The sequence below is a fragment of the Corallococcus sp. CA041A genome, from assembly GCF_003612075.1.
Lineage (GTDB): Bacteria > Myxococcota > Myxococcia > Myxococcales > Myxococcaceae > Corallococcus > Corallococcus exiguus.
In genome coordinates, this window is record NZ_RAWF01000051.1 from 1 (window position 1) to 11,563 (window position 11,563).

The following is an 11,563-nucleotide window of genomic DNA, read 5'->3' on the forward strand; positions in this document are numbered from 1 at the left end:
CCCGCCCGTCATCGTCCCGTCCCGTCCCGCGCTCACCCCGGTGATGGCGCCGAAGGTGACGGACGCGGAGCTTCTGGCCACCTGGGAGAAGTGGAAGTCGGCCCGTTCCCGCAATGATCTCGCCGCGGCGGAGGCCGCCCAGAAGGAACTGCTCACGCTGCGCGAGGAGGTGCTCGCCTCCGACCTGGAACCCCTGAGCATGGGCTTCGTGCGCGAGGCCGGGGTCCGCCGCCGCGCCGGAGACCTGAAGGGCGCGCTCGCGCTCCTGGACGTGGCCGTGACCCTGTCGCCCGGGCTGCCCGCCGCGCGCTTCGCCCGGGCGGAGGCGTACGTGGTGGAGGAGCCGCTGAACGTGCCGCGCGGGCTGGGCGAGTGGAAGACCGCCCTCGTGACGCTGCTCGGAGACGCCCGCTACCGCCGGCCCGCGCTCACGGACCTGGGCGCGCTGGTGCTCGCGGCGTGGGCGGCCACGGCGGTGGCGGTGGTCGCGGTGCTGTTCCTGCGGCGGATCCGCTACGCGCTGCATGACTTCCACCACCTGCTCCCCCGGGCGGTGACGCGCTGGCAGTCCGGGCTCCTGGGCTTGATGCTCCTGTCGCTGCCCGCGGTGCTGGGCGCGGGGCTGGTGCCGGTGCTGCTCCTGCTCTTCGCCTCGGTCGCGCTGTACGTGGGCCGCGCCGAGCGCTGGGTGGCCGCGGTGCTGCTCATGGGCCTGGGCGTGATGCCGCTGGCCGCGGGGACGCTGACGCGCTTCACCGTCTTCGCCGGCACGCCCGCGGAGGACGTCTATCTGCTGGAGCGCGGGGGCCTGTCCGCGGGGGGCGCGGCGGCCCGCGTGCGTGCCCGCGCGGAGGCTCGCACCGCCCGCTTCCAGGAGCTGGGCGCGCTCGCCTGGTACGAAACGCGCCGGGGACTGCTGGAGGCGGCGCGGGCGGACTTCAAGGCCGCCTCCGCCCTCAAGTCAGGCGACGCGCGGATGCTCACGCGCTTCGGCAACGCGCTCATGGGCCTGGGCGACGTGGACGGCGCGGTGCTCCTCTACACGCAGGCGTCCAAGGCGGATCCGTCCATGGCGGATCCGCACTACAACCTGGGGCAGGTGTACCGGCGCCGGGCCCGGCTCCTGCCGGATGATCAGCTGGGCAAGGAGCTGGACCGCTCCACCTCCGCCATCGCCCAGGCGCAGACCCTGGACAACTCGCTGCTGCGCCGGGATCCGCCCCCGGAGGACCGCCCCCTGCTCAACCTCCTGCTGCTGGCCCCGACGGTGCCGGAGCGCGACTGGATGGAGCTGGCGGACGGCACCCAGGAGGGCGCCCGCGTGGAGGGCCAGGTGGGCCGGTGGCTGTCGCCCATCCTGCCTGCGGGCCCGGTGGGCTGGGGGCTGACCGCGGCGCTCGCGGCCCTGGTCGCCGTCTTCGGAGAGGCCTCCTGGCGCATGAAGGCGTCGCGCGGCTGCGAGCGGTGCGGAAACGCCGTCTGCCTCCGCTGCGACAAGGACCTGTCCGTGGGCAGCGCGATGTGCGGCCAGTGCGTCCACGTCTACGCGCGCAAGAGCCAGGTGCCCAAGGAGTTCCGCTCGCGCAAGCAGGGCGAGGTGGACCGCCACCAGGCCTGGACGAAGCGGGTGACGTACGCGCTGGGCAGCCTGGTGTCCGGCGCGGGCCACGTGGGCACGGGCCTTCCGGTGCGGGGCGCCCTCTATGCCTTCCTGTTCAGCTTCGCGGTGGCCGCGCTGGTGCTCCACCGGGGCCTCGTCCGCACGCCGTACGGGGATGCTCCGCTGTACCTCAAGCTCGTGCCCGCGGGCACGGTCCTCTTCTTCGTCTACCTGCTGACCCTGCGCGGCCTGCGCCGCCACCAGCGGGGGGAGGCCTGAGCCATGGCCCTCAAGGGCACCCTCAAGGATTTCGGAATCGGCGACATCCTGCAGCTGATTGGTCAGCAGCAGAAGACGGGCACGCTCCACCTGCGCAACAAGGACCAGGAGGTGCGCGTCGGCTTCCAGGACGGCCACATCATCAAGGCCGAAAGCCTCACCCGGAAGCGCAAGGAGCTCATCGGCGCCATGCTCGTGCGCGCCGAGATCATCACGGAGACGCAGCTGGTGGCCGCGCTGGAGGTCCAGAAGCGCACCCTCAAGCGGCTGGGTGACGTGCTGGTGCAGAGCCACGCCCTCACCGCGGAACGCTTCCAGCACATGGCCCAGCTCCAGGTGACGGAGACGCTCTACCGCCTCTTCACCTGGAAGGCGGGCACCTACGAGTTCATCCAGGAGCCCGTGGAGCCCGGCCCCGAAGGCATCACCCCGCTGCGCGCGGAGACGGTGCTGATGGAGGGCTTCCGGATGGTGGACGAGTGGCCCGTCATCCGGAAGCGCATCCACCGCGACGACATGACCTTCGAGCGCGTCAAGGCGCTCCCGCCGCCCCGCGCCAACGCCGACGAGGGCGGGGAGCTGGGCGTCATCGGTCCGACGGAGCGCCACGTCTACGAGGAGATCGCCGTGGGGCGCGACCTGCGCCGCATGGTGGACCTCAGCGGCCTGGGCGAGTTCGAGACCTGCAAGGCGCTCTACAACCTGGTCAAGGGCGACTATGTGCGCGCCATCGACCCGGAAGGCCGCGCGCCCGTGCCGGAGGACAACCGCCTCGTCGCGCGGGTGGCCGGCCCCCTGGGGCGCATCGCGGTGACCATGGCGGTCATCGCGGGGCTGGCCTTCATCGCGTCCCGCTGGGTCGGGGGGAGCGGGCACGAGCCCGGCGCCTCCCGCCTGGGGGATCCCGCCGCCCAGCGTCAGATTGCCCATGCGCAGCGCGTCCGCATCGAGGCCGCGCTGGAGGTGTTCCAGCTGGAGAAGGGGACCCTCCCGGAGCGGTTGGATGCTCTGGTGGATGCCGGATTGTTGAGTCCGGAGGAACTGCGCTACCCGTGGCGGGAGGAGTACTATTACCGTCGCACGGACGCCCGGCAGTTCATCCTCCTACCGCCCGTGCGCTAGCCCGGGGGCAGGCTCGCCGTCGAGAGATGGCGGGCGTGGGGGGAGGGGTGGCGTTAAATTAGGGCAAGCGATCACTGAACGAGGAATGACGCGCATTGCGAAATCCCGCCACGCTGGAAGTGCCCGCAGCCCGCGCTGAAACCACTCCCACCTCCGCCAAGGTGGACGTCCGTGACAACGAGACGACCCTGGCCCTTTGCGGAAATCAGAACGAAAACCTCAAGCTGATGGAGCGGCGCCTGGGGGTCCGGGTGGGGCAGCGCGGTACGGAGCTGCTCCTATCGGGGCCCGCGGACGCGGTCGCCTTCGCGGTGCGCCTCGTGGAGAACCTGGAGGGGATGATCCGCGCCGGACGCCCCGTCTACCGCGAGGACGTGGAGCAGGCCATCAAGGTCCTGGGCCGCGGCACGGAGTCGTTGCAGGAGGTGATGCTCGGCACCGTCCTCAAGAGCTCCGGCAACCGGCAGATCGCCCCCAAGAGCATCGCGCAGAAGCGCTACGTGGACGCCATCCGCAACCACGACATCGTCTTCGGCGTGGGCCCCGCCGGCACCGGCAAGACGTACCTCGCCATGGCCATGGCGGTCGCCTTCCTCCAGGAGCGCAAGGTCAAGCGCATCATCCTGGCGCGCCCCGCCGTGGAGGCCGGTGAGAAGCTCGGCTTCCTCCCCGGCGACCTGGCGGAGAAGGTGAACCCGTACCTGCGCCCGCTCTACGACGCGCTGCACGACATGATGGCCGTGGAGCGCGCCCAGGCCCTGGTGGAGCAGGGAGTGGTGGAGGTCGCGCCGCTCGCGTTCATGCGCGGCCGCACCCTCAACGACGCCTTCGTCATCCTCGACGAGGCGCAGAACACCACCGTGGAGCAGATGAAGATGTTCCTCACCCGCCTGGGCTACAACAGCAAGGCGGTCATCACCGGCGACGTGACGCAGGTGGACCTGCCCACGGGCAAGCTGTCCGGCCTGAACCACGCGCGCTCCGTGCTGAAGAACATCGACGGCATCCACTTCTCGGAGTTCTCCGACGTGGACGTCGTGCGCCACCCGCTCGTGCAGGAGGTCATCCGCGCCTACGAGCGCTCCGAGGCCGCCCAGAAGGCCGCCCCGGCGGCCCGCGAGGCTGCCTCGGCCTCCGAAGGCGCTGCCCCCGCGGTGGAACGCACGGAGTCCTGACGTCGTGACGCCGCACCCGCCACCCCCGCTCCCAGCCTTGCGCCGGGACGGGGGTGGAGTCGCTGGGTAACCCACACTGCTGCCTGTTGGCTTACCTGCAAATATCGCAGAGCGAACTGGCGTCCGGGCGGCGGCTGTCCCACCCTCACGAATTTTCCCCGTCGCTGCTTCCTTCTAGGGAGCCTGACGTCTTCGCAGGGTGAGGAGTTCCCCCATGGCCGATCCTGAATCACCAACCCCCGGGCCCAGTCCGCTGGACGCGCTCGCGGTGCGCCTGGGGCTCGGGCGGCGTGGGGAGTGGGGTCGGCGCATCGTGCAGGCCTTGTTGCTGCTCGTCGTCTCGGTGGGGGCGGGCTTCGTCATCTCCCCGGGCCTCTACAGCCAGCAGATTCCGGCGCTCACCACGGAGAACCTGGGCAAGCCCTTCCGGGCCAACTCGCCCGCCGGCTTCAAGGCCGCGCGCGACTACGACATCGTCCACCAGTCGATGACGGAGCAGCGCCGCCGCGAGGCCCGGAGCGCCGTGCGCCCGGTGTACGACCTCAACCCGGCGGTGGTGGGCAACCTGCGCGCGTCCGTGCGTGCGGGCTTCGCCTCCGCTCGCGAGCACCTGGAAGAGGAGAAGGACGCCCGCGCCGAGGAGACCCCGCAGGAGGACGGCCAGACCAAACGCCGCCGCGCCGCGCCGCTCACGCCGGAGGCCCTGGAGCGCCAGCGCCGCGACCGCGAGGAGATGCAGGCCCGGTTCCAGGAGCAGCTCTTCGGCCAGAGGGACGCGGGGCTGGAGTCCGAGGACTTCCAGGCGCTCGTCGCCAACGGCTTCTCGGAGGAGTCGGAGACCGCCACCCTGGTGCTGCTGGACCGGGCCTACCGCGCGGACGGCAGCCAGGTGTACGTGGCCGGCTCGCGGGAGGAACTGGTGCGTGAGGCACCCCAGGGCCTCACAGTGCGCGACGTGCAGCACAAGAACGAGGAGACGCTGCCCGCGGGCGCCGCCCAGGTGGTGGACATGCGGGAGGCGCACCAGGAGATGGACCGGTTCGCCTCCGTGCCCGGCAACGTGATGCCGGAGGCCCCGGCGGTGCAGCGCCGCGCGGTGCTGCGCATCGCCAAGCGACTCGTGCGCCCCAGCCTGACCATCAACATCGCGGAGACGGACCTGCGCCGCCGGCTCGCGGGCGACGCGGTGAAGGACGCCGTCATCGCCATCAAGAAGGGCCAGCGTGTCATCGGCGACGGCGAGCTCGTCAACGAAACGCACCTCGTCATGCTGCGCGGGATGCGCGCGCAGACGGACCGACTGGACCTGCTCCAGCTCCAGGTGGGCGGCACGGGCCTGGTGGCCCTGCTGGTGGTGGCCTTCTACGGCTTCTGCCGCGCGGCCTTCCGCCGCTTCCGCCCCACGCGCAAGGATGGCATGTTGCTGGGCCTGTTGCTGGTGGGCCTGTTGGGCCTGCTCCAGGTCTGGGTGTCCATCGCGGACGCGGTGCAGGACCGCTACACGGCGCTGCCGATTGAGGCGTTCTATTACGCCTTCCCGGTCGCGGCGGGCGCCATGCTGGTGCGCTTCATCCTCGCGCAGGAGCTGGCGCTGTTCTTCGCCATGGTGTTCGCGTGCCTGGCGGGCGTGATGCTGGGCAACTCGCTGGCGTTCGGCATCTACACGCTGGTGGGCTCGCTGGTGGCGGCGGACCGCATCGTCAAGGCGAAGGACCGCGTGGGCATCTTCCGTGCGGGCCTCGTCACAGGCATCGCCAACCTCATCGCGGTGATCTTCCTGTTCCTCGTGGAGGGCAAGGGCCTGGCCGGGGACACGCTGATTACCGCGGTGTGTGCGTTCTTCGGCACCGCGCTCGCCGTCCCGGTCATGGTGATGGCGCTGACGCCGCTCATCGAGGCCACGTTCGGCTACGCGTCGGACATCAAGCTCTTGGAGCTGGCGAACCTGAACCACCCGGCGCTCAAGGAGCTCATCGTCCAGGCGCCCGGCACGTACCACCACTCCATCATCATCGGCACGCTGGTGGAGAACGCGGCGGAGACGATTGGCGCGAACCCGCTGCTGGCGCGCTCGTGCGCGTACTACCACGACATCGGAAAGGGCCGGAACCCGCTCTACTTCGGGGAGAACCAGAAGGGGGAGAACCGGCATGACGGGCTGGCGCCCGCGATGAGCGCGGTCATCATCAAGCGCCACGTGACGGAAGGCCTGGAGATGGCCCGGCAGTACCGCCTGCCCAAGCTGGTGGCGGACGCGATTCCGCAGCACCACGGCACGCGCACGGTGGGCTTCTTCTTCCACAAGGCCATGAAGGAGCAGGAGGGCAAGGAAGGCGCGCCCCCCATCGACGAGAGCATCTACCGCTACCCGGGCCCCAAGCCGCAGTTCCGCGAGGCGGCGCTGGTGATGATCGCCGACGCGGTGGAGGCCTCCACGCGCTCCATGCCGGACCCCACCAGCGCGAAGCTCCAGGCGCAGGTGCAGAAGATCATCAACATCATCTTCTCCGAGGGCCAGCTCGACGAGTGCGACCTGACGCTCAAGGACCTGAACCTCATCGCCCAGTCCTTCCTGCACACGCTGGAAGGCATCTACCACACGCGCCCCGTCTACCCGGCGGGCGCGATGGGTGGGGGCAAGGGCGGAGGCGCGCCGCTGATGATGGCGCCCGCCCCCGCCAAGACGGAAGCGAAGGACACGAAGGTGCGAACGGCGGGCATGTCATGAGCCGCAAGGTGGAGGGCGTGAAGCTGCGCAAGGGCAAGGTGATTCCGCGCGACGACGGCAAGCGCATCGAGGAGTTCGTGGGCGTGGCCAGCACGCAGACGGAGTCCGCGTCCGTGGCGCGCATGCGGGCGCCTCCGGGCTGGAGCGAACCCGCGCAGAAGCCTGAGTTCGACGAGGTGGTGCTCGTCCTCACGGGCGAGCTCACCCTGGTGGTGGACGGCAAGCGCGAGCGCATTGGCGCGGGCGAAGTGGGCCTGGTGCCGCGCGGCAAGCGCGTGGTGTACCGCAACGACTCGCAGGGCGCGTGTGACTACTGGTCCATCTGCGCCCCGGCGTTCCGCGTGGAGCTGGCGCACATGGAGAAGCCGGCGCCCAAGGCGAAGGCCGCGGACAACCACGTGACGGTGCAGGTGGCGCACGGCCAGGGCGCGGACTACGAGCGCCTGCTCACCACCTGGTCCCGCGACTACCTGAAGCGACTGGGCCTCACCGACTGCGAGCTGTCGCTGTCGCTCGTGGGGGACCGGGCCATCCGCCGGCTCAACCGCACCTGGCGCCAGAAGGACAAGGCCACGGACGTGCTGTCCTTCCCCGCGGGCGACCTGCCCAAGGGCACCCCGGGCCCGCGCCCGCTGGGCGACGTGGTCATCTCCCTGGATACGGCGAAGCGGCAGGCGAAGGAGTACGGCCGCACGCTGGAGTCGGAGATGGGCCGCTACCTGGCGCATGGCCTCCTGCACCTGCTGGGGCATGACCATGAGAAGCCTCGCGACGCGAAGCGCATGGCGGCCCTGGAGGAGCAGCTCCTGGGTGAGCGGGGCATGGTGGCGGACTCGCTGACCATCGACTCGCGCGCCCGCCGCGCGAAGCTCATCTGAAATCCCCGCCGGGGGGCTTGCGGCCCTCCGTGCCTCGTGTTGGATGGAACGATGCCCCGCCTGTCGTCTCTCATCGTCGCAAGCCTGTTGGGTCTCCTGCTGTCCGCGTCCCCCGCGCGCGCCGCGTCGGTGCCGCCGTGGGGCACGGGCGAGAGCCGGGGCGAGGACCTGTCCATCTGGCTGGTGACCTTCAGCCCAGGTGACGACGTCTTCTCATGGTGGGGCCACGGCTCGCTGGTGGTGGAGGACCGCGCCCGCCACATGCAGCGGCTCTACAACTACGGGATGTACTCGTTCGACGACCAGACGGTGGTGCACTTCGCCAAGGGCCGCCTGGAGTTCTGGGTCGGTGAGTCGAGCGTCAACGGCACCTTCCGCTTCTACAAGTCGCTGGGGCGCGACGTGCGCGTGCAGGAGCTCAACCTCACGCCGGAGCAGCGCGTGACGGTGGCGAAGAAGCTGGCGGACAACGTGCTGCCGGAGAACCGCGACTACCTCTACGAGCACTACAGCGACAACTGCGTGACGCGGCTGCGCGACATGATCGACGTGGCCGTGGGTGGCCGGCTGTCCGAAGCGGAGAAGGCCCCGGCCCGCATGACGCTGCGCGAGCACACGCGGCGCTACACGTCGGTGAGCCCGCCCGTGAGCTTCCTGCTCGACTTCATGATGAATGACTCCATCGACAAGCCCATCACCCGCCGCGAGGAGGCCTTCCTCCCGGACGAGCTGGAGCAGCAGGTGGCGGAGCTGAAGGTGCCGGGCCCGGACGGGCAGCCGGTGTCGCTGGTGGAGAAGCAGTGGGACTTCTACGCGTCGCCCACGCGTCCGCGGCCCCCCGCGCAGCCCCCGAACTTCGGTCCGTGGATCCTCGCGCTGGGCGTGCTCCTGGGCGGCGCCGCGCTGGGCCTGGCCGCTTGGGAGAAGAAGGGCAGTCGCGCGGCGCGCATCCTCCTGGGCCTGGAGAACGTGGTGGTGGGCCTGGTGCTGGGCATTCCCGGGCTGGCGCTCGTCATCATGTGGGTGGGCACGAACCACGTCGTCACGCACCACAACGAGAACCTCTTCCTCGCGAACCCGCTGACGCTCCTGGCCGTGCCGTACGGCCTGCGCCTCACCTGGAACAGCGCGAAGGCGCGGGCGCGGCTCAAGTGGGTGTGGGGCCTGCTGGTGGCCACGGGCGCGCTGGGACTGGTGCTCAAGGTGCTGCCCTGGTCCGACCAGGACAACTGGCGCGCCATCGCGCTCATCCTGCCCATCTCCCTGGGCATGGCCGGCGCGTTCTGGCTGGACCGGCTCCGGGCGCTCGTGCCAGGAACGGCGCGCACGCCGCCCCGTCAGGACGCGCAGGTGTCCTCGCTCAAGGCCTCCTGAAACACCCCGGCTTTCCCAACTGTTTCGCAACGAAGGAGACGACGAACACCATGGCGAACGATTCGATGGAGAAGATCCACGCCCTGAAGGAGCGCCTCAACGCGCTCCGGGGGCATCTTTGACCTCGACCGCAAGCGGTCCCGCATTGCGCTGATCGAGCGTGACTCCACGCAGCCCGACTTCTGGAACGACAACACCAGGGCCCAGGGCCTGCTGAAGGAGAAGTCCGCGCTGGAGGCCAGCGTGGGCGCCTTCGACAAGACGATGCGTGGGCTGGACGACGCGCAGACGCTGCTGGAGCTGGCGGCGGAGATGAACGACGAGGCGAGCGCGCAGGAGGCGGAAGGCACGCTCGCGTCGCTGGAGGGCGAGGTCGCGAAGCTGGAGCTGGCGCGGATGCTCTCCGGGCCGCAGGACCGCAGCAACTGCTTCATGGACATCAACCCGGGCGCGGGCGGCACGGACTCCATGGACTGGGCCGCCATGCTCCTGCGCATGTACACGCGCTACGGTGAGACGAAGGGCTGGAAGGTCGAGATCAGCGACGCGTTGCCGGGCGAAGAGGCGGGCTTCAAGAACGTCTCCCTGCGCATCGAGGGCGAGAACGCCTACGGCTACCTCAAGGCGGAAGTGGGCGTACACCGGCTGGTGCGCATCAGCCCCTTCGACGCCAACGCGCGCCGGCAGACGGCCTTCGCGTCCGTGGACGTGTACCCGGAGGTCGACGACAGCATCCAGATTGACCTGCCGGAGAAGGACTACGAGTTGAAGTTCATCCGCGGCAGTGGCGCGGGTGGCCAGAAGGTCAACAAGACGTCGTCCACGGCGCAGCTGCGGCACCTGCCCACGGGCATCATGATCACCTGCCAGACGGAGCGCTCGCAGTCGGCCAACAAGGACATGGCCTTCCAGATTCTGCGCGGCCGCCTGTACGAGCTGGAGATGAAGAAGCGCGACGCCGAGCGCGACGCGGCCGAGGCGGCCAAGAAGGACATCTCCTTCGGCTCGCAGATCCGCAGCTACGTGCTGGCGCCGTACCGCATGGTCAAGGACCTGCGCACCGGCGTGGAGACGGGCAACGTGGACAAGGTGCTGGACGGTGACCTGGAGGAGTTCGTCACCGCACAGCTGCTGGGCGTGAAGAACCCCAACCGCAACGCCGCCGCGGACTAAGGACAGGGCGCCCTGTCCGGATGCATCCCACCCCTCCCGGGCCTTGAGTCCGGGAGGGGTTTTCCATGTCCGGGAACCTTTTTTCCGGGGCCGGTGTCAGGGGGCGGGGCAGGGTGGTGCGGTAGGATGGAGTAGGCCCTACACGGGGAGGCGCGGGTGTCACCGGGCGGAGTGCTCGACGTCGGACAGCAGGCCCTGGCCCCCGAGGCCCAGGCCGACCCGCGCCGCGAGGAACAGGCGCTGCTCGTCCGGCTGCGGCGCGGGGACCCGGAGGCCTTCGAGTCACTGGTGCACCAGCACCAGGACCGCCTCTACGACTTCTGCTTCCGCATGGTGGGCGACCGCGAGGAGGCCCACGACCTGGTGCAGGAGATTTTCGTCAGCGTGCACCAGAACGTCCGGCGCTTCCGCGAGGACGCGCGCCTGTCCACGTGGCTGTTCCGCATCTCCAAGAACCACTGCCTCAACCGGCTGAAGTACCTCCAGCGCCGGGGGCGGGGCCGCTCGGAGGTCTTCGACGAGATGAGCGCCGCCGCCATCGCGGAGGGTGGGGGAGCCCCGCCTCAGCCGGACGCCGCCCTGGACGCGGCGCGTGAGCGGGCCCGGGTGCAGCGGGCCATTTCCCAACTGGACCCCGATGCGCGCATGCTGGTGGCGCTGCGAGACATCGAGGGCCTGAGCTACGACGAGATTGTCGACATCACCGAGCTGCCCGAGGGAACCGTGAAGAGTCGGCTCCACCGGGCACGCGAGAAGCTGGCGGACCTGCTGGGGCGCTTTGAACCATGAGCGGCGGCGGGTGGAGGTCAACGGACGTGGAACCTCGATTGGATCACCGGGAGGCGAAGGCGCTGTTCCTGGCGCTCGCCGACGAACAGCTGCCTGCCCCCCAGGAGCAGGCGGTGCGCAGCCACCTGGACGGCTGTGAGGAGTGCCGCCAGGGGTGGGACCGGTACGCCCGCACGGTGGAGCGGGTGCGCACGGTGGAGCGGGAAAAGGCCCCGCCCGCGCTCGCGTCGCTCGTGGCCGCCCGCGTGCGCCGCCAGCGCCGCTTCGGCCTGAAAGGCCTGCACCTGGCGCATGCCCAGCACCGCTTCCCGGTGGAAATCCTCATCCCGCTGCTGTTGGCCGCGGCGGTGGGCGCATTTCTCTTGATGTCTTCCTGACGGTCATTTCCGGGGCCGCTACCCCCTGGGATGCGTTGCGTACCGGGGGAGGCTTGGCTACGGTGCCG

Annotated in this window: 9 protein-coding genes; all 9 read left to right on the plus strand. The window is 70.1% G+C overall.

The features are described 5' to 3' along the window. A partial coding sequence (locus D7V77_RS45675) for a tetratricopeptide repeat protein (protein WP_147452045.1) occupies positions 1 to 1,879 on the plus strand: 1,879 nt, incomplete at its 5' end. A gap of 3 nt (positions 1,880 to 1,882) precedes the next feature. After that, the gene (locus tag D7V77_RS11700) at positions 1,883 to 3,001 is read left to right on the plus strand and encodes a DUF4388 domain-containing protein (protein ID WP_120576352.1); all 1,119 of its coding nucleotides are present in this window, start codon (positions 1,883 to 1,885) and stop codon (positions 2,999 to 3,001) included. A 95-nt stretch (positions 3,002 to 3,096) separates the two neighbouring features. Further along, entirely contained in the window at positions 3,097 to 4,176 is a 1,080-nt protein-coding gene (locus D7V77_RS11705) for a PhoH family protein (protein WP_120576353.1), read from the plus strand. 214 nt (positions 4,177 to 4,390) lie between these two features. Next, the gene (locus D7V77_RS11710; protein ID WP_120576354.1) at positions 4,391 to 6,904 is read left to right on the plus strand and encodes an HDIG domain-containing metalloprotein; all 2,514 of its coding nucleotides are present in this window, start codon (positions 4,391 to 4,393) and stop codon (positions 6,902 to 6,904) included. Continuing rightward, the gene (ybeY, locus tag D7V77_RS11715; RefSeq protein WP_167548707.1) at positions 6,901 to 7,782 is read left to right on the plus strand and encodes an rRNA maturation RNase YbeY; all 882 of its coding nucleotides are present in this window, start codon (positions 6,901 to 6,903) and stop codon (positions 7,780 to 7,782) included. The genes D7V77_RS11710 and ybeY overlap by 4 nt, the downstream gene beginning before the upstream one ends. A gap of 51 nt (positions 7,783 to 7,833) precedes the next feature. Beyond that, positions 7,834 to 9,156, plus strand: coding sequence for a DUF4105 domain-containing protein (locus tag D7V77_RS11720; protein WP_120576355.1), 1,323 nt, complete (start codon positions 7,834 to 7,836; stop codon positions 9,154 to 9,156). Between the two features lie 50 nt (positions 9,157 to 9,206). Further along, positions 9,207 to 10,329 (plus strand): peptide chain release factor 2 gene (gene prfB / locus D7V77_RS11725; protein WP_233596844.1). Its coding sequence is split into 2 segments (ribosomal slippage): positions 9,207 to 9,275 and positions 9,277 to 10,329, totalling 1,122 coding nucleotides; the frame shifts between segments, so codons are not numbered across the junction. Positions 10,330 to 10,485: 156 nt separating this feature from the next. Beyond that, positions 10,486 to 11,118, plus strand: coding sequence for an RNA polymerase sigma factor (locus D7V77_RS11730; protein ID WP_120576356.1), 633 nt, complete (start codon positions 10,486 to 10,488; stop codon positions 11,116 to 11,118). Next, positions 11,115 to 11,495: an anti-sigma factor gene (locus tag D7V77_RS11735; protein WP_120576357.1), complete on the plus strand. Its 381-nt coding sequence runs from the start codon at positions 11,115 to 11,117 to the stop codon at positions 11,493 to 11,495. Before D7V77_RS11730 ends, D7V77_RS11735 begins: the two co-directional genes overlap by 4 nt. The last annotated feature ends 68 nt before the right edge of the window (positions 11,496 to 11,563 follow it).